We start from the raw sequence: 26,568 nt of genomic DNA, 5'->3' as shown, positions 1-26,568 counted from the left end.
TTTAAAAGATGTTTAATAACATTAATATTGCCATTACAATCATAATAGCATTTTCAATAAAAGTGGCTTCTGTCATAGGTAATTTTAAAGCAGTACCTAAACACGCACATTGTATTGATTTTTTGTCCAATAATGTTTTTGTTACTCCAATAGTTGTTATCCCTAATACTATTAGTGTAATTTTTAAGGCTATATTGATTTCAAACCGCATTAAAAACATTAGTCCTAAAGCTGTTTCAATAAATGGATAAACTTTCCCATAAAAAGGAACACGTTTAGCTAAAGGGTCGTACATACGGAAGGATTCAGGAAAACCTTTTAAATCTAACATCTTGAAAAAACTAAAAACAATGTAGAATAAGCCCATAAAGTCGAGCATAAACGCACTCCAACTCCAATTTTTATAATGTAATAATATACTTGCTGTTGCTATATAAAAGATGATTAGCAATAGTGGTTTGAGTTGTTGTAATTTGCTTTTTTCTTCTTCAATTTCAAAAGTTGAAGATTGCGTAGAAGTAAAAACATTTTTTACCTCTTTTTGAGTTATGGTATATTTTGATGCTAAGGATTTTTGAAGTTCTACAATATCAATATGTTTATCCATAGTTATTGTTGCTTCTTGATTTTCAAGATTAACTTCGACATCGGAAACATCATCTATATCTCTTAAACTTTTTTCTACAGATGCTTTACAACTGCCACAGGTCATTCCTTTTATTATATATATATGTTTCATTTGTTTACTGAATTAAATAGTTGATAATTGTACTTTGCACATAGTAAGTCTTCACAGATTCTATTTGGTTCATTTGAAACTTTAGTTGCAACTCTTGAATATCCAAAACATCATTAAAATCAATCGTTCCTGTTTCATAGCTTTTGATTAAAATATCTTCTGCATCTTTAGCTTGCTTTAAGTTTTTGGTTTGGGTAGCATAACTTATTCTTGCAGAAATGCGTTCGTTAATCGCTTTGTCTAAAAGAGTTTCCAATGAATTTAAACGTTCCTGTTTTTGAGCAGTAATTTCCTGCTGTTGCAACTCATTTTGTTTGGTTTGGGATTTATATTTCTTATTGAAAATTGGTATGGACACTGACACCATTGGCATTACAATATCTTTTCCGTTGTTACTAAAATCCATATTTGGTCTTTCAGCAACATTGATATAATCTAACCCAAAACCAATCATTGGACTGCTTTCTTTTTGATTTAATAATTCTGATTGCTCTATGGATTGATAGAGTTTATCATATTTTAGTAATTCAGGATGTAATGCTAAATTTTCAGAAGTAATATCAAAGTCTTCTGAAGGTATCAGTAAACTATCTACCACATTCACAGTAACATCATTATCTCTATTCAATAAATTATTGAAGTTAGTTTGTTCTGCTAAAAATTGTTGTTGCAATACATCTTTTAATTGTTGCATTTCGTTTTGACGCATTTGCAATCGCAACACATCTACTGCGGATGCTTTACCAACTTCAACAGAAGTTAATGCCAACGTCTCATAAGTTTCTAATAGTTTGATGTTTTCAGTTAAGACTTCTTGCTTTGCTTTGTTGGCGTATAGATTATAATAGGATTGTGATACCGAAGCTATTAGTTTTCGCTTTGCGATAACAATGTCTTCGTATTTAGCATCCGCTAATGAACTCACGTAATTTTCTCTCGAAGTAATAGTCCCAAACCACGGTAACATTTGTTTTGCTGACACTTTAAAGCGTTGCGCACCTGTTCTTGTTTCTGGCTCACTTACAAAATAGCCTACACCAAATTCGGTATTGGGAATGGTATTCACTTCGTTTACTTTTTCAGAAGCTCTTTTGTATTGTAACTCGAACTTTTGAATTTCTGGATTGTTTGATTCTGCTTCTTGAATGTAGGATTGAAGCTCTTGTGCTTTCGCGAAAGCGGAAACAAACAAAATGCTGATTATTAGAATTATATTTTTCATTTTGATGTTCTTTTAAGTTGAACTTCTGCTTTCCAGCTGTACAATACTGGTACAACAAACAAAGTGATTAAGGCAATGAGCATTCCACCGAAACTTGGTATTGCCATAGGAATCATAATATCGCTTCCTCGTCCAGTGGATGTAAGTATTGGTAATAATGCTAAAATCGTGGTCGCTGTAGTCATTAAACAGGGTCTGATTCGTTTTTCACCTGCTTCAACTACTGATGCTCTAATTTCCTTTTTATTATCTGGTGTGTTTCTATCAAATGTTTGGGTTAAATAAGTTGCCATTACTACACCATCATCGGTTGCAATACCGAAGAGTGCAATAAACCCAACCCAAACTGCTACACTTAAATTAATAGGATGCATCTGGAATAAGTCTCGTATATTTTCCCCAAAGAAATTGAAGTTTAAAAACCAACCTTGGCCATAGAGCCATATCATTATAAAACCACCTGCAAACGCTACTGCAATACCTGTGAATACCATTAGTGATGTCCCTATAGAACGGAATTGGAAATACAGAATTAAGAAAATGATTGCCAAGGCTAAAGGCACAACAACCGACAAAGTTTTTTCTGCTCTTAACTGATTTTCATACGTTCCTGTGAATGCATAGTTGATTCCTTTTGGTACAATTAGCTCACCAGAATCTATCTTTTCTTGGATTAGTACTTGTGCATTTTCAACAACGCTTACTTCTGCAAAACCATCCATTTTATCGAATAGCACATAACCAACTAAAAAGGTATCTTCACTTTTAATGACTTGTGGACCTTGTTCGTATCGAATGGTTGCCAATTCACTTAAAGGCAGAGGACTCCCTTTTTCAACAGGGACGTAAATTTGTTGTAAATCGGTAGGATTTGCTCGTAACTCTCTTGGATAACGTACGCGCACACCATAACGCTCTCTACCTTCAACGGTTTGGGTTAATACCATTCCGCCAACTGCAATTTTAAGTACATCTTGTACATTTTGTATTGAAATACCATAACGTGCAATTTTTTCTCTATCAATATCAATTAACAAATAGGGTTTCCCTACTATACGGTCTGCAAAAACAGCTTCTTTTTTAACACCTTCAGCTTGTTTTAAAATGTCTTCCAATTGTACGCCAAATGCTTCAATCTGCTTTAAATCTTGACCTTTCACTTTGATTCCCATTGGCGCACGCATTCCTGTTTGCAGCATTACCAATCGGGTTTCAATAGGTTGTAGTTTTGGTGCAGAAGTGACACCAGGTAGTTTGGTGACTCTTACAATTTCATTCCAAATATCGTCGGGTGACTGTATTTCTGGTCGCCAATTGCGATAGAACTCGCCATTGTCATCTTCTATTAATTGAAACCTTTTTACCGAGCTTAAAGTGACATTTTCAGAATTATTTGGATTTGCAATAAATCGCCCATCTTTTAACTCAAATAAACCATCATCATTGACTTTATAGCGTTGGCGTTGTCCTTTTTCATTCAGCATATATTCTGGTTTGTACTGAATGATATTTTCATACATTGATAGCGGTGCTGGGTCTAAAGCTGATTCTGTTCTACCTGCTTTACCAACTACGGTTTCAATCTCTGGAATACTGGCTACTGCCATATCTAATTGTTGTAAAACCCGTTTATTTTCTTCTACACCAGAATGTGGCATCGAGGTTGGCATTAGTAAAAAAGAACCTTCTTTTAATGATGGCATAAACTCTTTACCTGTATTTTTCATAATGAAAAAACCTGCAATTACAATAGCTGTTGGTACTGATAGAAAGAGCAACTTATTATCTAAACACCACCTTAAAATGCGTGTGTAGTATTTGATAAATAAAGAGAAAACACCCAATAACCCAAAGCAAATAACACTAACGAAAATGAGATTCCAAAAAATGCTTTTATCAACGCCTAATGGTCTCCAATATTCGGCTAATAAGAATACTATTGCTGATGCTGAAATAATAATATTAATAAGGTTAGCTTGTTTGTCTGTTATCTTATTTTGAAGATTGAAAAGTGCTGTAATTCCAAAAGCTATTAATACCAACCCTAACCAATACCCATAAATAATTGCAGCGATACCTAATGCTATTAAAACACCATTTAAAACATATTTAAAAGTGTTTTTAATGCTTTTCTTTCGGAATAAGAATGCAGCAAATGGTGGGATTAAAAATAAAGCTACAATTATAGATGCTGTTAATGCAAAAGTTTTTGTGAATGCTAATGGTCTGAATAATTTTCCCTCCGCTCCAATCATCGTAAATACGGGAATGAAACTAATAATGGTGGTCATTACTGCGGTAACGATTGCGCCAGATACTTCAGCGGTTGCGTTGTAAACTACCGTATTAATGGATTGTTTTCCATCATCTTCATCTAAATGCCGAATGATGTTTTCTGAAAGTATGACACCAACATCGACCATCGTTCCAATAGCAATAGCAATACCAGATAATGCGACAATATTAGCATCGACACCAAAGAGTTTCATCGCTATAAACACCATTAAAACTGCTACTGGTAGTAGTCCAGAAATTAGTACTGAAGCACGAAGATTAAACACCATAATGATTATGACCAAAATGGTTATAAGTATTTCTAAAGTCAATGCTTCGTTAAGTGTGCCTAATGTTTCTTGTATCAGTTCTGTTCTGTCATAAAAAGGCACTATGGTAACTTGTGATGTTCTACCATCCGCTAATACTTTTGAAGGTAACCCTGCGCTTAACTCATTAATTTTTTCCTTTACGTTATTAATGACTTCCATTGGGTTCGCGCCATAACGAGCAACAACAACAGCACCAACAACCTCTGCACCTTCTTTATCTAATAAGCCACGTCTGGTTGCAGGACCTAATGAGACTTTTCCAATATCCTTTATCCTAATTGAAGTATAATCTTCTGAAGTGACTACTGCATTTTCGATGTCTGAAATGGATTTTACATACCCCAAACCACGAACTAAATATTCGACTTGGTTAATTTCCAAAGTTTGTGCACCTATGTCCTTATTGCTTTCCTTAACTGCTTTTACAACGTGATGCAATCCAATATTATATTGACGCATTAATTCTGGATTAACATCCACTTGGTACTCTTGAACATAACCACCAATAGAAGCAACCTCTGAAACACCACTTGCAGAGGACAACGAATACTTTACATAGTAATCCTGAATACTGCGTAACTCTTGCAAATCCCAACCACCAGTTACATTTCCGGTTTCATCACGACCTTCAAGCGTGTACCAAAATATTTGTCCTAATCCTGTGGCATCGGGACCCAAAGCAGGATTAACACCTTCGGGTAATAAACCACTTGGTAAGGAATTGAGTTTTTCGAGAATACGACTTCTACTCCAATAAAATTCTATGTCTTCTTCAAAAATTATATAGATACTGGAAAAACCAAACATCGAAGAACTACGTATGGTTTTAACTCCCGGAATTCCCAAAAGTGATGTGGTTAGCGGGTAGGTAATTTGGTCTTCTATATCTTGTGGCGAACGACCATCCCATTTGGTAAAAACGATTTGTTGGTTTTCCCCTATATCCGGTATGGCATCTACAGCCACGGGATTGCTTGGTAAGAATCCTGTATCCCAATTGAAAGGTGCGTTGACTGTTCCCCAACCTATAAAGAGAACTAATAATAAAACTGCTACGAGTTTATTTTCTATTAAAAATTTGATGCTTTTATTTAGCATTGGCTTTGATAATTTAACAATTAGACATTGGTGTTTGGAAAACACCGAATACAGCAAATTATCCTTACGACATTGCTGTCATAGGATAAAAAAGTCTATTGTTTAAAAATCAAATTAAGTATGTCTCGTCAATCTTGTAGAGTTGCCTGACGACGAGTGGTGGTTTGTATTCTTCGTAAGTAGATACATTATTGTCTAAACCTTCAAAAAGGTTAATATAAGTATAAACAAATGAAGCTATAAATAGGTGTTGCTCAAACGTAATTTTATCAACTTGCAGTTGTAGTTCATCTTGACCTTCAAATGCTAATTGTTCATCATTACAACAATTTTTCTTGGTAATAGAACACCCTTCAGTAGATGGTTTATCCATTTCCATTCCGCAACCTTTGGCTTTTTGAAATATGGCAGTTTCTACTAAAGTATCTCCACAATAATGCATATTCACAGTAAATGACATTGTAGAGAATAACACTACTAAAGCCATTGCTAAAGACATTATTTTATGAATTATATTTTTCATCTATGAAGCAAAGATACAATTTTTAAAAAATTAAAATACAGAATAAGTTTTTGAGATATACCAAATGAATAAAGAGTGGCTAAATTTAATTGTCCTCCTCTTTTCTTTAAGCTCAAAAAGATAGAGAGAAAGAAGTGATTCTATTTTTTTATCTAAATACTTTATAGTATTCTGAAATCAAAAACGTGAACTTTTACAATTAATGAAACTCACTATAATCTCAAAATCTTGAAATAAAAAGTTCGATACTTCTCCTTCAGGGCTCACAATAAGCCTTACTAGTTTTAGTAAGGCTTTTTTGTTTTAAAACTTTCTACTTTTTCGTCTTTTCAATTTCTCATAATATTTTCTACACGTATTACTTTCTCTCCTTTGCAATATGGAAAAGTACATAAAGTAGTTCGATAACAATCACCGTTATATTCATAATCGATCTCACCAGAAACCAAAATACCTATAACTTTATTTGTACATAAATTAAAAATTGGAGATCCTGAATTTCCTTGAAAACTATCTAAAGAGGTGTAGAAAAACTCAAGTGTTGAATTATCAATGATGTCAGCATTTAAAGAAATTTTAGTTGGTAATCCAGATGGATTACCAATCATATAAATTTCATTACTCTCCTTTAATTTAGATGAAGTTTCCCAATCAAGTTTTGGTCTTTTAAAAGGTCTATCAACATTAAAAGTAACTACATCTAAATCTTCAAAACGATTAATAACTTGTTTTGGGTAAAATATATCTGAATCTTTTATTCGACTATGTATTTTGCCTGATTCATTAATGACTTCAAAACCAAAAACTACAACATAACTATCAACATCTCTTTCAAAAACATGATTCGCAGTAACCATAGTGTCTTCAGAAATAATAAAACCAGTGCCGTTTCCTACTACAGGTTGTTCTTGAAAATTTTGATTATCACATAGATTATAAATTTCTTTTAGTGAATTGGAAATATCAAGTTCATATTCGTTTTCAGAAACCATATATAACTTTTCTTTTTCGACAATCATGGCAACAGATTCTATCTGTTTTTTGATTTTTTGTTGCCAAATAGTTGACGAATCAAGTTCATAAGATTCAAATCTACTGTCATAAATAGATGGACTAATAAGTCGAGGAGCATTCCAACAAGGTATGAGCTGTTTTTGACTTCGTTCACTTTCGCTTTCACTTATTGACAGAACAACGACTTCATTTAAAGCAGCTCTTTCATTTAATATTATGCTTAATTCTTCCTCGATATTACTGATAATAATACTTTTTTGTTCAAAGCCTATGTAAGTAAATACCAATTCATCTCCTAAAGAAGCTTCAATACTAAAATTACCGTCAAAATCTGTGGTAGTTCCTTTACCAGTATTTTTATTTAAAATAGTAATACCTGGTAGTGAAATTCCCTCACTATCTACAACAACTCCTTTGATAATTTGTTGTAATAAGCTTTTCGTAGCTATACTATTTTTATTTAAAGAGGTTAATGTATAACTAATAAAAAAAGCTAAAATTAATAAAGGATATATGCTAGGCTTTTTAATCATCGATTCCACTTGTATATAAAGTAAATAAAGGAATATCAATAACAACACCTACGCCTACGCGATAGGCTTCGATATTTGTTAATACTCCAGAACCATTATCAATACCTCGTAATTTTGGTCCATATTGAATTCCTGCGTTGAATGCAAAAGGAGAATTATTTAACCCTATACTAATATATAATCCAGGGGAGAAAATATCATTAAAATCAAAATCGGGTAGTGTTTCAGTATTTTTATTATCGTCAAAACGAAATCTTACTGGTGCTCCAATATCTATGATGGGTACAAATAAGCCCCATGTTGTTTTTTCACTTTTCCATAATTGTGCATAAATACCTACCGGAGCTGTAATTCCAATATGTTCTGCATTATCATTAGTGGTAAATTCTTTACCAAACAATATTCCAGGATATGAGTTAATAGAAAAATAAGAGTTAACTTTTTCTTTTGCAGAAGAACTTCCTGCAGGTAGCGCAAAAGATTCTAAAGCATTTTCTACGTCTTTAGCATTATTTGAAAGCGCCACGTCTGTAATGAAATGTATAATACGAAGTACATTTTTATCTTTCACATTAAAAATACCGTTTGATAATTCTGGTACATAAACAGTTAAGTAACGGACTAAGTTTTCTTTGGAAGATTTTAAATCTTTATCCTCACCTAATAAATATGCTTTAGAAGCATTTTTTGTAAAATCTTCTACATATGTCTTTAATTTTGTTTTGATATTAGCATTTATGGATTTACCATCTATAAAGTTATGAATTGGTGTTATAAAAACTTCTGTTAGTTTAATACCTGCATATTCTTTTAATACATCTTTATATTGTAATTCAATATCACTTTTTAGCTGTTTTAATTCCTTTTTAAAATTATTGTTTTCATTTGAATCAATAGCAGAAAGTACTCTATCAAATTGGGTTTTGATGGCTGTCAAATTCATATTCATCGTTGGACGATAAATAATTTCTTGTACTAGAACAGCCAAATCTTTGAGTGCATTCTTTTTCTTTTCATTTCCAGGAATACTTTTACTTTCTAAAAAGGTTTTTAAAAGTGTGAGGTCACTAGCATTTACAAGCTGATTTTCTATATTAATAAGTTTGGCTAGTGAAAGATCTTTATGTGTGTAATCGTTTACAATATCTAAAGATGTTGTTATTGCAGTGGTGTAGTTTTTATTATGTAAATCTAAAAAGATAGAGTTTACTTTTTTTGCGGTTTCAAAATAAGGTTTAGTTTTATTTACAATAGTAGTAGTATCGATATCTAAATTAGAAAATAAGCCCAAATTGATTCCTTCTCTTATAATATCATCAGAAGTAATTGTAATTTCTTCCGAAAATTCAATCAAGGTTTCTATTAGATTGTGAACTTCTGTAGTTTTAATTTTATCATCGTCTTTATTTGCACGTTTGATGCTGGCAATGACTTCTTGTAACTTTTCAGTATTACTTACAATATTTATAATATGTTCTTTAAAAAATACAAATGCTTTATTGGTGATTTGAATGTTATCTGGGGAAAATTTTGTCATTAAGAGTTTAAAATCTAATGGAACTTCGGTTGCACCATCTTTTGTGAACTTTACATTAAAATACTTATTATTCTGTTGTTGTAGAAAACCTATGTAGAGTAAATAAAATTCTTTTTCTGAGCCATAATCACTCATAAAATCTAGTGATACTAATTTTCGTTTACCTTCATCTATAACCAATAAACTATGAGCCAATAAAGAAGTTAAATTGATACCATTGGCAATATTAAATTTTATCTTTTTTGATGTATCATTACTCCAGTTATTAAGAGTTTTACTGTTTTCTATAATTTTGAAATAATCAAGAGGCTCTTTAATTTTTGAGATTTGAGGAATTAGATCTAGCGCTTCAAATGCAAATTCAATGTCTGGATTTTTGTTAATAAGAGCTTTAAAACGAGCAGTATTCTTTAAATTACGAGCATTTGATAGTAAGTTATTGAGATCTTTTTCAATATATTGTTTAAAATCATTTGTGAAATTTAGTACTTGACTGGCTTCAAAACTTTTCAAATAGTCTGTAGCAGTAGGAAGCAAAATCATTAATTCATTTAAATAACTTTTCTGACTAGGATTCTTTAAATAGTTTTGAATTTTCTCAATAGCATGCGTAGTTAGTTCTTCTTTAATTCGTGTTACTAAAAACCTACTCAAACCATCTATAATAGTTTCAAAAGCTAAATCCCCACCCAAAAAACCAGCTGCTTTTTGTACTGAAGAGTTATAATTTATTTGTGAATTAATATCATCTTTATTGTAATGAACTGTAGCATACTTTCTGATAAAAATTTCGACAACAGCTGCTAAATACGAATTGTTACTATTGTAACTATTTTTTATTTGATACAATTCAGAAATGTCCTTGAAAAACTTTGCTTCATAAAATTCTTTTTTATATTCAGCTAAATCTTCAATAAGGTTGATTCTAGAACTAGAATTCGAACTCATAGCATTAAATTTCTTCTTCTCAAGTTCATATTCTTCATATATTTCCGAAATATCATTTATAGCTCCACAAAAAGTGTCTTTATCGTTTACTCTCGGATCTAACATTCTAGCTTCTGTTAAATGATCATTAGTAATAGTTTTAAGGCTAGTATATGTTTGAGAGCATGTAGTGTTTTTTAAATCATTACGTTGTTGATCATTCATATATGTTTTAAAAATAGAAGTAACTTTAAACATATCTCTAGAAATGATTTCATCTTTGTTTTCAGGATTCACTGCATTGTAATCTTTTTTTAAAAGATCGATAAGTTGAGCTGCATCTCCAGCAACAGGAGCAGATTTTTGTGCTAAAGTTATTTGATAAAATAAAGCACAAAAAATAAAAGTAGTTGTTAGTTTCATATTTAAAAGTCGGTTAATTAGTTTAGTAAGTTATCTACTAGATTTTTAATATACAAGAAAATACGAAACGTTAAAATACCTAAAAATAAGTAGTTTAAGGCGAAAGTTGAAGGGATATACTAGTAAAGTTTATTTCAGGTTATAATCCTATCCCAATAAGAATTAGCATTACTAATTTAGTACGATTTTTGTTTTTAGAGTTGATTTTAGAATTACATATTGTTTTTTGTTATCTGGGATAATTTGGTAGAGAGTCTTTTTACTAATTTAAATTTGAATCATAATTAATTTTAAAAATCATTAACAATGAGAATTAGAAATCACAACGCAGACATTAATAATTCAAATTCAGGAACTAGTGGAGTAAACTCGATTTATCAAAGTCGTTTAAATAATACCTCTAATCAATTGAATCCTAATAACCCTAATTATCAAGGGAAATAATTAGAAATGTCAAGAAAGCTATTTGTTTTTAAATGAATAGCTTTTTTATATTTATGATATGATAGGGAAAGTGTTTGAATTGATAGAAAAAAAATCACAAGAAAATAATTTTTTCATAGATTATAATATAGAGTTGATAGCAAACCTTTATTTTGAAGGAGATAAGACTAGGTTAGCAGAGTTTTTCTACAATAATATAAATAGTTTAGAAACAATAGAAAAAGTTGATGTACTCCTAGAAAATAATTTCCCTTTATTATTTCTATTCAAATTACTGAGTAAAAGAATGACTGAAGCATCAGGTATTGTTGATCTAATCAAACTATCTTCAGATAAAAAGTTGCAAGATCTTGTAAGTGAAATTCCCAAAGAACATTGGAACGTATTTGATGATTTTTATCTAAAAAATAAAGAATCCTTTAGAAATTTCTTTTTAAGTGAATTAAAAATTTTAAACTTAGAGGAAGAGATCATCAAAAAAAAATTATTTTCAACGAATAAAACTAATATAGCTAGTGAGTTTGGGGTTGATATAAAAACACTAAATAAATGGTTAAATATACTATTTAACGATAGGTTTAAGGGAGTAAGAAAAATATATTACGACGATTATATTGAAATTTTTAAAGCTCTATTTTTAGCGAAAGGGGAGAAGTTAGATTTTTCTAAGAATATTAATATTTATCGGAAAAGGCTTTCTAAAGGTTTAAAACATAGAAAGAAAGATATAGTAAAGTACACAAATGAAGGCTCTTCACTAGATGTAAGCACTCTATTGAAAATTCAAAAAGAAGAATTATCTAAGAATAATTATTACCTCTTTACAGATGTTTTTCCTTATTCTATTACGAAACTTTTAGTTGAAGAATTAGGTGATGAGATGGAATTTTAATTTCTTCATATTAACTTATTAAAAATAATTAGTGAAGAGACTATTTTAAGATTCAAAAATTAGTAGAAAAAAGTATCTTATAAAAATTGAAAGAATAAAAAAACCTTACTATTTTTAGTAAGGCTTTTAATTTTTTTGAAGTTAAATTATTTCACAGACTTCTGCCATTCCCATGCAGAAATAAGAGCTTCGTTTAAAGTTTTTTCATTTTTCCAGTTTAATTCTTTTTGAATTTTAGAAACATCAGCAAATGCAGCGGTAACATCACCAGCTCTTCTATTTGTAATTTTATAATTCAATTTTACATTCGTAGCAGTTTCAAATTTTTGAATAATCTCTAATACAGAATTACCTTTTCCGGTTCCAACATTAAAGAATTCAAAATTCTCTTTATTCTTTTTATTTAAAAGTCTTTCTAAAGCAGCGATATGTGCTTTGGCTAAATCTACTACATGAATATAATCTCTAATTGCTGTACCGTCGGGTGTATCGTAATCGTCACCAAAAACAGAAAGTTGTTCTCGAATTCCTAAAGCGGTTTGTGTTATATACGGAATTAAGTTTTGCGGAACTCCAATTGGTAATTCCCCAATTTTAATACTCTCATGAGCTCCAATAGGATTAAAATATCGTAAAGATATGGCACTTAAGTTGTCAGCTTTACAAGTATCTCGTATAATTTCTTCACCAATTTGTTTGGTGTTACCATAAGGTGATTCAGCAGGTTTAATTGGGGAATTTTCTGTAATAGGTAACTCATCTGCCTGTCCGTAAACAGTGCATGAGGAACTAAAAATAAAGTTTGAAATAGTATGAGTCTTCATTTCTTGAAGTATATATACCAACGAATTGATATTATTCTCATAATATTCTAAAGGTTTATTTACGCTTTCACCTACGGCTTTAGAAGCCGCAAAATGGATAATTCCATCAATTGAATTAGTATTAAAAAAATGTTTTACATCTTCTTTATTACGTAAATCAATATTGAAGAATTGAGGTTTTTTACTGGTTATTTCTTCAATATTATTAAGAACTTCGATTTTTGAATTTGATAAATTATCAATAATTATTACATGAAATCCTGCATTTTGAAGTTCTACAACAGTATGTGAACCGATAAAGCCTAGGCCGCCAGTTACTAAAATATTTTTCATTTAAACTTATTTGTTTTTCGTGTTGATTAATCGTTTTCAACTTTTATAAAAAGAAATTAAGCCTAAAGAGTTTTTAGACTTAAATTCCTTTTAACAACTTATTTCGTAGTTAAAATTATATACAATATGAAAACAATAATTCTATGTTTTTTATGGACGCAAATTCACTTTTCTTAAAGTTAAATCATCTATAAAGAATTTTAAAGGTTCTGGATTAAATTCATTAAATCCTCTAATAAGTAATTTAGCATCTTCAGTATTATTAGCAGTAAAAAATAGACTTTGATATAACCATTGTCCTGTAGGGAAAGTATCATTGAAGAAAACAATACCTAATTCTTGGAAAGGAGGATCAGCAAAGAATCTAATTTCTGGTAAAAATTGAGCAGGATCACTATTACCTAAACTTTCTACGTAAATCCAGAAACCTAATTCATAAGTCTGACCTTGCTCTGTTGGAATAGTAGCAGGTCCACTATTTATAATCATGCCTCCGTTTGGCTCGTATTCAACAAGTAAACTATTAGTACCAGTTTTTGCTCTCATAGATGAAACATTACGATTATACTTAGCCCACATGCCACCCCACATATTGTCTGGCCATTCATCATTTATATTCGTACTGTTTTCGAAACTATGATCTAAAATTGAAGTTAATATATTTTCAAGTCTATCGAATCCAACAGGTGTTTGAGGAATAGCATCAGCATTTACTCTATCTGTTGTTGCTAAAGTACCAGGAGTATAGGATACGGTAACCTCGTCGTCTCTAAAAACAGTTTCATTTAACGTAAGAACTAAAATATTAGGAAAATTACTGTCAACATCAATATTGGTAATATTTACTGGAATAGTAGCTCCATTGTTTTCTAAGGTTACACTAAACTGACTAGCAGTTGCACTATTTGGATCCATATCTCTACTGAATTCTAAACCAATTTTTCCATCTAATTCATTAACAGAAATTAAATTTACAGGTTCTGTAGATGGTACTACTTTAATTAGGTTTTTTATTGAAATAGTGTCTCCACCAGCAGGACGATCTCTACGAGCAATAAACTTTAAATCGTGAACTCCTAAACTTCTGTAAGTAACATCAACATCTACATCTGAACCATCAAAAGTATCAGGAGATGCGCCGTTAAACGTCCAATCAAAAATATCAGGATCACCATCAACAGTATACGAAAAACGCACCTTTTTACTAGCTATAACTTCATTTTCAGCATTATCAGCAATCACTAAAGGATTACCTAAAGTACCATCATCGTTTAAAATATTTGCTCGTAAATTAATATTCACTTCAGATAATACATTTACAACAATTGTTGTATCAGCTACATTAGAACCAGTCGATTGACCGTTAGCTAAAACATCACCTTTAAATGTTTGATTTAAAGTTACATTATACGTTCCTGGTTGATTAAAAAAGGCTTTTACTATTTTGTTAGAAGAAGTTTGATTATTGTCTGATCCATCAATGTCAACAGCATTGTCTGGAAAAGTCCAAGTTCTAGAAACTACTCCTGCAGAAGCATCAGCAAAATCAATATCTTGATTAACATTAACTCTGTTATCAAAATCCATTTCAGAAGTAAAAATAGCTCTTTGATTAGGTTCAATTAATACTGTTTCTTCTTTATCACATTGAATTAGAAAAGACCCTGTGAAAGAGATAAGAAGTAACGGAATAATATTTTTAAGTTTAATTTTTTTCATTGTATTTTAATTCGTTATAAGATTACCATTAGCTTGAACCTCACCTGTAGGAATAGGTAAATAATCGTGCTGATTAGAATTATATGAGCTATTGGCTACCATAAAATCTGGTCTAATTCTTTCATCGATAAATAAAGGAGCTACACCGCCATTACCAACTTGTAAAATAGTTTCTTTATTTGCTTCTCTCCAAGCTTCATCGGCTGCAAGTTCACTAAAAACTTCAGCAACAATTCCCCATCGTACTAAATCATTCCAACGATGTCCTTCAAAGCATAATTCTGAAGGTCTTTCAACTCTACGTAAATGAGTCATGACATTTTCTACAGAAGCAGTAACCATTGGTAAAGTACCATGCACTTGTTTACTAATGTGTAATTGAGGAAAAGTTCCTCCATTATCATTTAAATATTGATTTAAGGTAATTACTCCAGCTCTAGCTCTAACTCTGTCTATATATTCAATAGCAGTTTTAACATCGCTGTTTAATTCTAGTACAGCTTCAGCATACATTAAATACACATCTGCAAGTCTTATATGTCTAAAATTAATTCCAGATCTACCACTAAACTCAATAGCATCTTCTTGATCTTTATGATACCAATTGGAATGTTTTTTTACATATGCACTTTGTCCGAATCCCCATCCTGGTTTATCACCAAAAGGAGTATTGTAATAATTACCTTCACCATTTCTAGGAGCAATTGTTGCGGTTAATCTTTCTGAGTGAACATTTCCTGAAGAATTTTTAGGATTTACAGGATCTATTTCATCGTTAATTAGCATTTCATGTAAATAATACGAAGCTAAAACCGTGTTAAAAGCATTAAAACTTAATTGACCTGTTGCAGTTGCTAGAGTAGAAGCTTCTGCACCAACACCTCCAGGGAAATCATCAACAGCTCCACCACCAATACCGGGAGCTAATTCATCGTTATAAACTACTTCAAAAATAGATTCAGAATTAAACTCTGTATCATGTCTGAAATTATCAAGAATTTCAGGAGTTAGCATATAAATTCCAGAATCAATTACCTGTTTAAGGTTTTGAGCAGCCATAGCCCAATTTTCTTCATACAAATACACTTTTCCAAGTAAAGATGTAGCTGCTCCCCAAGTAACACGACCTAAATTTTCATCAGACCAAGATTGAGGTAAATTTGCTTTAGCAAACTCTAAATCTGGTTTAATTACAGTCTCTGTAATTTCTTGCATCGAAGATAAATCTTTATTGAACTCTCCTGCTGCAGGAACAGTGGTATGAATAATTCCCTGCCCGTACGTATGAGCAATTTGAAAGTAAAAGAAGGCTCTTAAAAATCGAGCTTGGGCTTCAATTTCTACTTTACTATTATCAGCAAACATTACTGAAGGATCAGCAGATTGTAATTCATTTATTACCTGATTGGCTCTAAATACACCAATGTACAATTCGTTCCATTTGTCTGTTACATAAAATGTTCCATCATTAAAAGTCAAGTTTCGGAATTGTAATGGTCTATACCAAGGTTCTGTACCAGCAATATCACCTCTAACCATTTGGTGTTGTAAAAGTCCACCACTTATAGACTGAAATTGTAATGCTCCATAAACAGTAGTTAATGCCGAATTAAATTGTTCTTGTGTTTGCCAAAATGTATCGCTTGTAATAGCATTTGGATTCACTTCCTTTAAGAAATCATCTTCATCACAACTTACAAAGCTAATTGCTAAAATGAGTAGTGATAATAAACTTGTTTTTTTAAATTTTTTCATGATAAATATTTTTTAAAAACTTAATTGAACACCTAAAGAAAATTGACGAGAAACAGGATAATCTCCACGATCAACTCCTCTAGTAAAAATACCATCACCACCAACTTCAGGATCAAAACCTGTATATCTGGTAAATGTAAAAGGGTTAACAGACGATAAATAAATTCTTGCTTTATCTATTCCTGATGCTTCTAAACCAGGTATTGTATAACCAAGTGTTATATTTCTTATTCTCCAATAGGTTCCATCTTCTAAGAAGAAATCAGATCTAGCTCTTACGTTATTGTGAAAAGCACTAATTCTGTCTGTTGGAATATCTGAGTTTGGATTTTGAGGAGACCACATATTGAATAAATCACGATGTCTTCCTTGTCCGTATGCATGTAGTTTTGCCCCATTATAAATTTCAGCTCCTTGAGAATAGAAGTTCTGTACGTATAAATCGAAGTTTTTGTACTCAAAACTAAAATCTAAACCAACTTCAAAATCTGCTTGACCAGAGCCTTTATAAACACGATCATTATCATCTATTACGTTATCTCCGTTTTGATCTACAAACATTAAATCTCCCAGTTTAGCGCTACTATCTATAGGTAAATATGCATCTAATTGTTCTTGAGTTTTAATCACGCCATCATTTTCAACTAAGAAAAATGCCCCAGCTTCTCTACCAACTGCTAAGAATGTTGTAAAATCGATATTTGGTCCTTGAGAAGTAATAGGTCTACCATTTGCAAAACCTCTTTGAATACCGTTTAAATTGGTAACAGTATTTCGGTTTCTTGTAAAGGTAGAAGAGATATTATATTTCAAACCAAATTTAGTTTCATCTCTGTAAGATAATGCGAATTCAAAACCTTCATTAATCATATCTCCAGCATTAATAACTAGTACATCAAAAATACCAGCTCCACCACCAGGTTGAGAAGTACCCGAAGAAGGAGGAAGTCTTTGTTCTAAAAGCATATCTTCTCTTCCGTTTTCATAATAATCGGCAGTAAATGAAAGTTTGTTATTGAAGAATGTGGCATCGATACCAATATTTTTAGAAATAGTAGTTTCCCAACGAATATTTTCATCAACAAAACGTCTTTGAGAGAAACCAAAATTTAAACTTTCATTCGGTCCAAAAGGATAATTAACACCAGATTCTATAACAGGAGTAAAAGCATAATTTGGAATATTTTGATTTCCTACTTCAGCCCAACTTCCTCTAAGTTTTAAACTATTGATAAAATCTACTTTAAAGAAATCTTCTTCATGAATATTCCAACCAGCAGAGAAACCAAAGAAGTTTCCGAATCTGTTTTTTGGTGCAAACCTAGACGAACCGTCTCTTCTGTAACTTGCAGAGAACAAATAACGATCATCGTAATTGTATTGAACTCTTAATAATTTACCAGCTAAAGTATTTCTTTGAATTACTTCTCTAGGTCTTGTTGCTTCTGCACCAGCACTTAAAACTTGAATATCGTTACTTGCGTTTTCATCGAAAATTACACCAGTAGCAATATCTTGACTTTCTTGTTCTTCATAAGAAATTACACCTGTGAAATTTAAATTATGGTTACCAAAGTTGGTTTTATAATTTAAAATTCCTTCTAAGGTTTCTCTCTTATTAAAAATTAAAAATCGATCTAAAAGTGCTTGCGATCTTGATGCAGTTGGATTTATTTGTCCGCTAAAATCTCTAACGATATATTGTGGTCTGAACCATTTTCTTCTGAAATCCCAAGTATTTCTACCTAAATTTAATTTAATGTCTAATCCTTTTGCAATTTCGTAACTAAAGTTAGCAGCAATGTTTGTAGCATTTACTTCCCTTTCATCTATATTCGTTAAGTTTCTAGATAAATTACTAAATAGAATAGCATTTCGAACAGGAATAGAAACAGTGTTTTGTCCTACATTTTCTACTTGACTAAGACTTGGTTGCCAAGGATTTTGAGCTACTGCAAATTCGTATAAAGCAAAAGGTTCTTCTTCTGTATCTTCTTGTGTAATACCAACAGAAGCAAAAGCTCTAAATTTTCCTTTTCTATAATCAGCAGTTAATCTATTTGCAATTCTTCTGAAACTAGATTTTATAATAACTCCTTCTTGGTCAAAGTATGAACTGTTCAGATTTATTTTCAAATTATCTGTTCCTCCATTTAAGTTTAAACTCGCACTTTGAATTAATGCATTATTGTTTTGGATGTCTCCAACAAAATCAGAATTAAAATCCAAAGCGTTTGGATTAAAAAAGAAAACAAGAGGTTCTTGTCCAATAGCATCTAATCTGGTGTCTTCTGCAAATAATTGTTGAGTTGTATTCATTAAAGGTGTTCCAGAAGTTATGTTTTGAATACCTGTATATGCGTTAACATCTACCTTCATTCTTCCACTTTTACCTTTTTTTGTAGTGATTAAAATTACACCATTAGAAGCTCTAACTCCATACACAGAAGCAGAAGCACCATCTTTTAAAATATCAACAGATTCTATTTGCTCTGGGGCAATATTAGGATTATCTGTAAAAGGAACACCATCAACAACATATAAAGGACCTAAAGCATTTGGATTTACAGATCCTAAACCTCTAATTTGAATATTTGCTGCTTGTCCTGGTCTACCATTTGCAGCTTGAATATTAACCCCAGCTACTTTACCTTGTAACGCACTTCCTAAATCAGGAACAGCAAGTTTTGTTATACTTTCTGCTTTTACATTTGCTACAGCACCTGTAATTTCTTTTTTACGTTGTGTTCCATATCCAACAACAACTACTTCATTTAATATGTTGGAGTCTGTTTTTAAGATTACCTTTAGATTAGCATCAGATTTAGTTACTCTTATTTCTTGAGTTTTAAAGCCAACAAAACTAAAAATTAGCGTATTATTAGCATCAACGTTTATATTATAAAAACCGTCAAAGTCTGTTTCTACACCTTTACTTGTACCTTTAATAATTATACTAGTTCCTGGTAGAGGGTTGTTTTCTTCATCCACAACTTGTCCTTTTACGTTAATTTGTTGAGCACCGATGTACCCAAAAAGAAACAAAAAGATCATAGTAATTAAAGGATTTTTGAAATGTGAATATCGCAAATATCCGTCCATATTTTTGTTTTTTTATTGATTATCGAATCCAAATATTGTTAAATTATAAATTGATTTCTCAAATTACCACTTGATAAAAACTTGACAATAACGTTTTAGTTGTGTAAACACTATGTTTTTTATAAAGAATATCAATAAAACACCAGTATTGGCGTATAATGTAGAGTTTTTATTTTTTTAACGATAAATTTTATTATAAGGAATTTTCGATGCCTTTTTTTATCATTTGTTAGTTTTTAAATAACACTATATTGATGTTTTTTTAGATAAAATGCAGTTAGTTTTTCTAAAAATATATCAATTAAAGATTTTTCAATTCTTTATTTTTAGTATTCATAAAAAAATACCATTTCAAATTTTAAGAAATTAATTGAAACGGTAAAGTAGTTTTGATATTTTTTTAGAAAAATATTCGATTTTATAACAAAGAAAAGGAAAGAGTAGTTTCGTTCTTGTATTCTTTTCCTGGTTCTAAAAGTGTAGATGGAAAATGAGCGTTGTTTGGTGTATCAGGATATTTTTGAGTTTCAAAGCAAATACCTGGATAATTTGAAAAGTTAGAACCATTTCTGAGGTTTAAATGATCGAAATTTAAAGGAGTATATATTACTACTGCTGGTTGATTTGTAGAAATTTTCATTTGAATTCCTGATGTAGCAGAACTTAATATGATTTTGTTTTCATTCTGATTGAAAATAAAAGTATCGTCCAATCCTTCAAAATTATTTTCTCCAATTGTTTTTAGTTTTCTGTAATCGTATTTAGTTTTATTCACGTCCAGTAATTTTCCTGAAGGAATTAAATTTTTATCAACTTCTAAATACTGATCGCAGTTTAATTGTAATTTATGTTCTAATATTGAATCATTTCCATTCAAATTATAATAATTATGATTCGTAAGATTTACATGAGTTTTTCTATCTGTTATTGCTGAATATATGATGTGTACCGTATTTTCATTTGTTAAAATAAAAGTTGCACTACAGTTTAAGTTCCCTGGGTAACCTTCTTCTAAATGTTTGCTTTCATAACTTAATGTAAGTTCAGAGCGTTCCTCATTTTCTAGAATTTCTTTTACATTCCACATTTTTCTGTCAAAACCATTTTTTCCACCATGTAAATGAATATAATTATTGTCGTGATATAACTCATAAACTTCGTCATCAATTCTGAAAGATTTATTTGAAATTCGTCCAGCATATCTGCCAACAGTACTTCCTAAATATATTCTTTCTTTTAAATAAGTTTCATTATAATATTCTTCTTCAGTATGTAAGTTCAGAATAGTTTCAGTAAGCTGATTATTTTTATTAGGTACCTTTAAACTGATTATAGTTGCTCCGAATGGATTAATAACTAATTCCATTCCATTTTTATTAGTGAGTTTAATAGAAGATTGTATAATTGTTGCTGTTTTCTGAATGTTCATTTTATAAGGATGATTTCCTTTGAATTAAATTGGTTTTTAGAATTTCATGAGAAAAATCAATAGATTCTTCTTCGGTTATATTTTCTATCCTATTGATTAAAGTTTTCAAAGCTAACTTTCCCATTTTTTCTTCGTTTTGATCAATAATAGATAATGAAGGAATTGTATATTGAGGAACAAGTCCATCAGTAAAACCAATAACTGAAATATCTTTTGGGATTTTGAAACCGTTTTCTTGTATCACTTTTAAAGCACAAATGGCTGATAACTGATCAGAAGTAATAATTGCATCGATACTGTGTTTTTTTAAATGAGACTTTAAAATAGAATTGAATTTTTTGTAGTTTGGAATTTCAATAACTAAATTTTTATCAATTTCAAGATCTTCATTAGCTTTTAAATATCCTTTTTTTCTTAATTTTCCTACACTAGTCTGATAAATTGTAGACAAGAAAGCGATGTTTTTACAACCTTTGTGGTGTAAGTACTTTGTAGTTTCATAAGTAGCCTCAAAATCATCAATAGTAATTTTATCACAATCAATTTCATGACAAACTCTGTCGAACATTACTACCGGTAGTTTTCTTTGATTGAAATTTTGTAAGTGAGAAAACTCTTGTAAATCTTCTGTTTCTTGAGCCAAGGAAATAATTACACCATCAACACTACCATTTAATAAAATAGATACACCTTCTATTTCTTTTTTAAGAATATCATTTGATAAGATAATAAGAATTTTATAATTCCTTTTCGTTGCTTCCTCTTCTATAGCTCTTATAATTTTAGCAAAGAAATCACTTTCAATATTAGGTAAAATAACACCTATACGTTTTGTAGCGTTGGATTTTAAACTTCTAGCTATATCATTAGGAATATAGTTTAAAGATTTGGCTATTCTGGCTACATTGTCTTTGGTTTGTTGACTTATTTCATGACTATCATTCAGAGCTTTGGATACAGTTGAAGCAGAAACATTTAAAATTTTGGCAATGTCTTTAAGTGTAACTTGATTACTCATTTGCTCTATAAACTATAATGTTTATCACTTAATCCTTTTAATGTATTAGCTGCTTGTTCGGCAGTAATATCTCGTTGCGGATTAGCAAACATCTCATAACCAACCATAAACTTTTTAACTTCAGCAGATCTTAATAACGGCGGATAAAAAGACATATGGAAATGCCATTCGGGATGCGCCTTATCTGTAGGACTTTGATGAATTCCAGATGAATAAGGAAAAGAAGTTTCAAATAAATTATCGTATCGAATGGTTACTTCTTTAATGATTTTAGCGAAAGAAATTTCTTCTTCTGTATTGAGTTCTTTAATGCTACTGTAATGTTGTACTGGAGCAATCATAACTTCATATGGCCACACTGCCCAAAACGGAACTAATGCAACAAAATGTTCGTTTTTTGCAATAATTCGTTCGTCTAATTGTAACTCTTTTTGAATATAACTTTCAAGTAAGCTCCTTCCTGTTTTGTTGTAATATTTTAACTGTTGATCTTGTTTTTTAAGAACGATTTCAGGAATTGAATTTTGTGCCCAAATTTGACCATGAGGATGTGGATTACTACATCCCATAATAGCGCCTTTGTTTTCAAATATTTGAACATGGTTGATTTTTTCTAAACTACCTAATTCAGTATATTCTTCTTTCCATAATTGTACGACTTTGGTGATATCTTCAACTTCCATTAAAGGAAGTGTCAAAGAATGGTTAGGAGAAAAACAAACAACTTTACAAATCCCAGATTCTGTTTTAGCCTTTAACATATCATCTTCATAAACTTCCTCTGCAACACCTTGTTGTAATGCTGCAAAATCGTTTGTGAAAACAAAGGTAGAATCGTAGTTCGGATTTATCTCTCCATTAGCTCTAGTATTACCAGGACATAAATAACAGTCTGGATCGTAATCGATTTTAGGTAAACTTGTTGGAGTATCTTTTTTTCCTTGCCATGGTCTTTTAGTTCTGTGTGGAGAAACTAAAACCCATTCGTCGGTTAAAATATTATATCTTCTGTGTGATTGTTCGTATATCTTCATGATTGTTTTTTTACACCATCACCAATGTGAATAGCAATTGGAGTTAAGTCAATAGAAAATTGATTTCTATATGCGTTTGAAATTTCCTCAATAAGATCTTCAACAAAATCTTTATGAATAAGATTTATTGTGCATCCACCGAAACCACCGCCCATCATTCTAGCACCTAAAATTTGATCAAACTTTTTAGTGTATTTTACTAAAAAATCTAATTCTTCACAGCTTACTTCATACAAAGTACTTAAACCTTCGTGAGACTTGTATAAAAGTTCTCCTAAAGTATTAAGGTCTTTTCTATTAATAGCTTCTACGGCTTTAAGTGTTCGTTGATTCTCTTTAGAAATGTAAAGCGCTCTGTTGTATATTTTTTCAGGAAGTAAGTTTTTAAACTCTTTAACTACTTCTGGTTTAACATCACACAAATAATCAAGATCATTATATTTTGCACCAATAGTTTTCATGGCAATTTCACATTCACTTCTTCTAACATTATATTCACTAGTAGCTAAATTATGAGATACATTGGTGTTTAGTAAAACTAATTTGTAATCACCGAAGTCTACTTTTATAGTTTCGTGTTCACTTGTTTTGCAATTCAGTAATAATAAATGATCTTTTTTACCTTTAACAACAGTAAACTGATCCATAATACCACATTTGGTACCAACCATTGTGTGCTCGGCATCTTTAGATAAATTAATGATTTCTGTATCAGTTAAACCGATATTAAAAAGTTCATTTATTCCTTTAGCAATACCACATTCTAAAGCGGCAGAAGAACTAACACCAGAGCCTAAAGGTAAATTGCTGTCGATATAACAATTGAAACCTTGTACAGATTTTGGTTTTAGAACATTTATATAATAAATAACACCAATAATATAGTTATGCCATTCTATATTACTACGATTAAGATTTGCCAAATCAATTGTAAATTGGCTGTCAATATTTTTAGAATACACAGTAACATCATTACTGTTGTTTTTTTTAAATTTAAGAGTGATTACTTTATCAATTGCCGCAGGCAATGCATGTCCACCATTATAATCTACATGTTCTCCAATTAAGTTAATTCTTCCTGGAGATTTTATCACGAGATCATAAGAATCGTTTTTATTCATAATAAAAGAAAAGTTTTAAAACACAGAAATGTGTTAAGTAAATATATGTCAAGGAGGTTGTAGTAGTAAAAAAATAACTTGACAAAAACTTGACAAACCTCTATTAATCCATTGTAAAATAATGAACAACGCCTTTTTAGTAGTTTTTTTGATCCAGTTTTATTATTAATATTGTTTAGCAAATTAACTTTTCAAAGAATACAATAGTCATGCATAAATCATTATCGTTACTACTATTTTTTATCATTTTCCTTTTTTCTATGAATCAAGTTCTAGGTCAAGATAACGATCCAGATAAAGTTTACGAAAAGGCAATTAAAATTCGTTTAGAACATCCAGATAGTGCGATTTACTTGTTCAGTAAAAGTTATAATAAGTACATACAGCAAAAAGATACGATAAAGGCAATTTATAGTATTTTGAATGAAAGTGAAGTTTATGAGAATAATGCAAAATATGCCAAATCATATGAGATTTTGTGGAAGGCGGTTATTATGCTTGATGAATCTAAAAATGAAAGTTTAAAATCAGTTTTATATCATAGATTGGGAAGAATCTTCTCTTATCATAAAAGAGAAAAAGAATCCATAGAATATTTAAAGAAAGCGTTAAACATTCAAAAAGCAATTACAAAAAAGAATAACTTTTCTAAAGTAAATTTAGTTCCATATTATTATTCTTTAGTAGCTACGTACAGAGAATTGAATAATGATGCGTTAACAAAAGCTTATTTAGATAGTTGCTACATGTATTACAAAAAGAAAGAATCTTTAGTAGCGAAAGCTTTTATTGATTTTGAGAAAGCTTGTCAGTTTATAAAATCAGATAGTAAAAAAGCAATTGAATTATTAGACGAATTGTATCCTTGGTTTAAGAAGAATTCACCGACTTATTTAGTGTTGTTTAATAAATATAAAGGAGACGCATACTTTGAAATTTCGAAATTTGAAGAGAGTGAAAAGTGCTATTTAGACGCTTTAGAAACATCAAAAAAATACAATAGTCATGTTGATTTTACAGCATTAATATATGGGCAGTTAGCAAAGCTTTATGCTGAAAAAGGGAATTACAAATCAGCATTTGTTAATTTAAAGAAAGAGAAAGAATTAGATCAGGAGGTGTTTGATATCCGTAGTGAAAGAAATCAAAACCATATAGAAATTAAAAACGAATATCTGATAGAGAAAGAGAAACAAAATCAACTACTACAAGAGCAATATTTAAAGCAGTTAGAGCAAGAAGATAAGATTAAAAACCTACAAAGAATTGTGTTGTTAATCTCTATTATATTCATATTAGCAATAGGATTTTCATATGTCAAACGTTTAAGGTATAAGCATTTTTCTGAAAGGAAAATGTTAGAAATGAGTAAAGAGTTGGAGATTAAGAAGAAGAACGAAATGCTAGATCTAAAGAATAAAGAATTAGCAACATCAGCCTTACAAATTATAGAAAAAGACGAACTCTTAAAAATGCTGAAAAATAAAATTGAAACTGCAAAAACAGACAAGTCTAAAGTTAGTGAAATCAATAATGTTTTAAGAACAATCTCTGTAAGTAATAATAAAAATTGGGAAGAATTCAAGTTGAGATTTGTTGATGTAAACAAAGAGTTTTACGATAAGGTTTTTGAGCGTTTTCCAAATCTAAGTCAAGGAGATCAAAAGATTTGTGCCTTAATAAAACTAAATTTTTCAAGTAAAGATATGGCCAAGCTTTTAGGTATATCTGTTGAGTCTGTACATACGTCTAGACACAGAATCCGTAAAAAAATGAATTTAGATAGAAGTATAAATTTAGAAGATTTTATCAATTCAATTTAAGAGAAAAGCAACTATTTCTAGTTGCTTTTTTATTGTTGTTTTACATGTAAGTAAAAGTGATAATCTTAATTTATGGGTTGTGAAACTAAGAATGTATTAAGTAATCGAGTCTTTTTTTGTCATTTCAATATTGAGTTTTATAGCGAAAATCTTAATTAAAAATGAACAAAGTATAATTACAGTATGCTTTTTCATGTTTTTTAAACCTTACTTTTAAATCGAAGTTTATATGATTGAAAATCTTCTAATGATTAGTAAATAAGCTATGAAGCTACATTTTTAGATAGCATTAAAAAACTGCTATATACTTCATAATTAGTACTTGTAAAGTTTTTGTCAAGTATCTAAATTAAACTCTTCGCACTGTTTTCTTCTATTTTTAACTCACTCAAATTATGTAATGAAAGCTGTCATGTTTTTTAGAAGCATTTAGAGTAGTAAATATTAATTAC

The 26,568-nt window shown here is 30.5% G+C and carries 17 protein-coding genes; 3 read left to right on the top strand and 14 right to left on the bottom strand.

Features of this window, described 5'->3' with window-relative positions; genetic code table 11:
- Window position 1 precedes the first annotated feature (1 nt).
- From AQ1685_RS14545 to AQ1685_RS14520, 6 genes are all read right to left on the bottom strand, one after another.
- Window positions 2-739, bottom strand: coding sequence for a heavy-metal-associated domain-containing protein (locus AQ1685_RS14545; RefSeq protein ID WP_095073322.1), 738 nt, complete (start codon window positions 737-739; stop codon window positions 2-4).
- A 4-nt stretch (window positions 740-743) separates the two neighbouring features.
- Window positions 744-1,961: a TolC family protein gene (locus tag AQ1685_RS14540; RefSeq protein WP_095073320.1), complete on the bottom strand. Its 1,218-nt coding sequence runs from the start codon at window positions 1,959-1,961 to the stop codon at window positions 744-746.
- Window positions 1,958-5,665, bottom strand: a complete 3,708-nt coding sequence (locus AQ1685_RS14535) for an efflux RND transporter permease subunit (RefSeq protein ID WP_095075088.1) — start codon at window positions 5,663-5,665, stop codon at window positions 1,958-1,960. Before AQ1685_RS14535 ends, AQ1685_RS14540 begins: the two co-directional genes overlap by 4 nt.
- 109 nt (window positions 5,666-5,774) lie before the next feature.
- Window positions 5,775-6,188 (bottom strand): HYC_CC_PP family protein, encoded by a 414-nt coding sequence (locus AQ1685_RS14530; protein ID WP_231970201.1) that lies wholly within the window; start codon window positions 6,186-6,188, stop codon window positions 5,775-5,777.
- A gap of 329 nt (window positions 6,189-6,517) precedes the next feature.
- Window positions 6,518-7,735: a S1 family peptidase gene (locus AQ1685_RS14525; RefSeq protein ID WP_095073319.1), complete on the bottom strand. Its 1,218-nt coding sequence runs from the start codon at window positions 7,733-7,735 to the stop codon at window positions 6,518-6,520.
- A complete protein-coding gene (locus AQ1685_RS14520; RefSeq protein WP_095073318.1) occupies window positions 7,728-10,622 on the bottom strand; it encodes a hypothetical protein in 2,895 nt (964 codons plus the stop codon). Before AQ1685_RS14520 ends, AQ1685_RS14525 begins: the two co-directional genes overlap by 8 nt.
- A 306-nt stretch (window positions 10,623-10,928) precedes the next feature.
- Here AQ1685_RS14520 and AQ1685_RS14515 point away from each other — a divergent pair, with 306 nt between their 5' ends.
- Both AQ1685_RS14515 and AQ1685_RS14510 read left to right on the top strand, forming a co-directional pair.
- A complete protein-coding gene (locus AQ1685_RS14515; protein WP_095073316.1) occupies window positions 10,929-11,066 on the top strand; it encodes an alpha-amylase in 138 nt (45 codons plus the stop codon).
- A 79-nt stretch (window positions 11,067-11,145) separates the two neighbouring features.
- Window positions 11,146-11,958: a hypothetical protein gene (locus AQ1685_RS14510; RefSeq protein ID WP_157730241.1), complete on the top strand. Its 813-nt coding sequence runs from the start codon at window positions 11,146-11,148 to the stop codon at window positions 11,956-11,958.
- Window positions 11,959-12,104: 146 nt separating this feature from the next.
- Here the strand turns inward: AQ1685_RS14510 and galE are convergent, their stop codons facing one another.
- The 8 genes from galE to galK form a co-directional block, all read right to left on the bottom strand.
- Window positions 12,105-13,115 carry a UDP-glucose 4-epimerase GalE gene (gene galE / locus AQ1685_RS14505; RefSeq protein WP_095073314.1) on the bottom strand — a complete coding sequence of 337 codons (1,011 nt, stop codon included), beginning with the start codon at window positions 13,113-13,115 and terminating at the stop codon, window positions 12,105-12,107.
- A 150-nt stretch (window positions 13,116-13,265) separates the two neighbouring features.
- Entirely contained in the window at window positions 13,266-14,834 is a 1,569-nt protein-coding gene (locus AQ1685_RS14500; protein ID WP_095073313.1) for a SwmB domain-containing protein, read from the bottom strand.
- Between the two features lie 6 nt (window positions 14,835-14,840).
- Window positions 14,841-16,589, bottom strand: a complete 1,749-nt coding sequence (locus tag AQ1685_RS14495) for a RagB/SusD family nutrient uptake outer membrane protein (protein ID WP_095073311.1) — start codon at window positions 16,587-16,589, stop codon at window positions 14,841-14,843.
- Between the two features lie 12 nt (window positions 16,590-16,601).
- On the bottom strand, window positions 16,602-19,691 hold the full coding sequence (locus AQ1685_RS14490) for a SusC/RagA family TonB-linked outer membrane protein (RefSeq protein WP_095073309.1): 3,090 nt from the start codon (window positions 19,689-19,691) through the stop codon (window positions 16,602-16,604).
- A gap of 418 nt (window positions 19,692-20,109) precedes the next feature.
- Entirely contained in the window at window positions 20,110-21,120 is a 1,011-nt protein-coding gene (locus tag AQ1685_RS14485) for an aldose epimerase family protein (RefSeq protein WP_095073308.1), read from the bottom strand.
- Between the two features lies 1 nt (window position 21,121).
- On the bottom strand, window positions 21,122-22,138 hold the full coding sequence (locus AQ1685_RS14480) for a LacI family DNA-binding transcriptional regulator (protein ID WP_095073306.1): 1,017 nt from the start codon (window positions 22,136-22,138) through the stop codon (window positions 21,122-21,124).
- Between the two features lie 5 nt (window positions 22,139-22,143).
- Window positions 22,144-23,172, bottom strand: a complete 1,029-nt coding sequence (locus AQ1685_RS14475) for a UDP-glucose--hexose-1-phosphate uridylyltransferase (RefSeq protein WP_095073304.1) — start codon at window positions 23,170-23,172, stop codon at window positions 22,144-22,146.
- Window positions 23,169-24,293 (bottom strand): galactokinase, encoded by a 1,125-nt coding sequence (gene galK, locus AQ1685_RS14470; protein ID WP_095073303.1) that lies wholly within the window; start codon window positions 24,291-24,293, stop codon window positions 23,169-23,171. Before galK ends, AQ1685_RS14475 begins: the two co-directional genes overlap by 4 nt.
- A 209-nt stretch (window positions 24,294-24,502) precedes the next feature.
- Here galK and AQ1685_RS14465 point away from each other — a divergent pair, with 209 nt between their 5' ends.
- Window positions 24,503-26,116 carry a tetratricopeptide repeat protein gene (locus AQ1685_RS14465; RefSeq protein WP_157730240.1) on the top strand — a complete coding sequence of 538 codons (1,614 nt, stop codon included), beginning with the start codon at window positions 24,503-24,505 and terminating at the stop codon, window positions 26,114-26,116.
- Window positions 26,117-26,568: the final 452 nt, after the last annotated feature.

Origin of the sequence: Tenacibaculum jejuense (assembly GCF_900198195.1) — a bacterium.
GTDB lineage: Bacteria > Bacteroidota > Bacteroidia > Flavobacteriales > Flavobacteriaceae > Polaribacter > Polaribacter jejuensis.
Note: the sequence above shows the minus strand (reverse complement) of the source record. Positions and strands in the feature narration are given on the sequence as shown.

Coding starts and splice junctions, on each gene's coding strand:
- AQ1685_RS14515 (WP_095073316.1), top strand. CDS start 10,929: ATGAGAATTAGAAATCACAACGCAGACATTAATAATTCAAATTCAGGA.
- AQ1685_RS14485 (WP_095073308.1), bottom strand. CDS start 21,120: ATGAACATTCAGAAAACAGCAACAATTATACAATCTTCTATTAAACTC.
- AQ1685_RS14490 (WP_095073309.1), bottom strand. CDS start 19,691: ATGGACGGATATTTGCGATATTCACATTTCAAAAATCCTTTAATTACT.
- AQ1685_RS14530 (WP_231970201.1), bottom strand. CDS start 6,188: ATGAAAAATATAATTCATAAAATAATGTCTTTAGCAATGGCTTTAGTA.
- galK (WP_095073303.1), bottom strand. CDS start 24,293: ATGAATAAAAACGATTCTTATGATCTCGTGATAAAATCTCCAGGAAGA.
- AQ1685_RS14540 (WP_095073320.1), bottom strand. CDS start 1,961: ATGAAAAATATAATTCTAATAATCAGCATTTTGTTTGTTTCCGCTTTC.
- AQ1685_RS14480 (WP_095073306.1), bottom strand. CDS start 22,138: ATGAGTAATCAAGTTACACTTAAAGACATTGCCAAAATTTTAAATGTT.
- AQ1685_RS14525 (WP_095073319.1), bottom strand. CDS start 7,735: ATGATTAAAAAGCCTAGCATATATCCTTTATTAATTTTAGCTTTTTTT.
- AQ1685_RS14500 (WP_095073313.1), bottom strand. CDS start 14,834: ATGAAAAAAATTAAACTTAAAAATATTATTCCGTTACTTCTTATCTCT.
- AQ1685_RS14545 (WP_095073322.1), bottom strand. CDS start 739: ATGAAACATATATATATAATAAAAGGAATGACCTGTGGCAGTTGTAAA.
- AQ1685_RS14495 (WP_095073311.1), bottom strand. CDS start 16,589: ATGAAAAAATTTAAAAAAACAAGTTTATTATCACTACTCATTTTAGCA.
- AQ1685_RS14520 (WP_095073318.1), bottom strand. CDS start 10,622: ATGAAACTAACAACTACTTTTATTTTTTGTGCTTTATTTTATCAAATA.
- AQ1685_RS14475 (WP_095073304.1), bottom strand. CDS start 23,172: ATGAAGATATACGAACAATCACACAGAAGATATAATATTTTAACCGAC.
- AQ1685_RS14465 (WP_157730240.1), top strand. CDS start 24,503: ATGCATAAATCATTATCGTTACTACTATTTTTTATCATTTTCCTTTTT.
- galE (WP_095073314.1), bottom strand. CDS start 13,115: ATGAAAAATATTTTAGTAACTGGCGGCCTAGGCTTTATCGGTTCACAT.
- AQ1685_RS14535 (WP_095075088.1), bottom strand. CDS start 5,665: ATGCTAAATAAAAGCATCAAATTTTTAATAGAAAATAAACTCGTAGCA.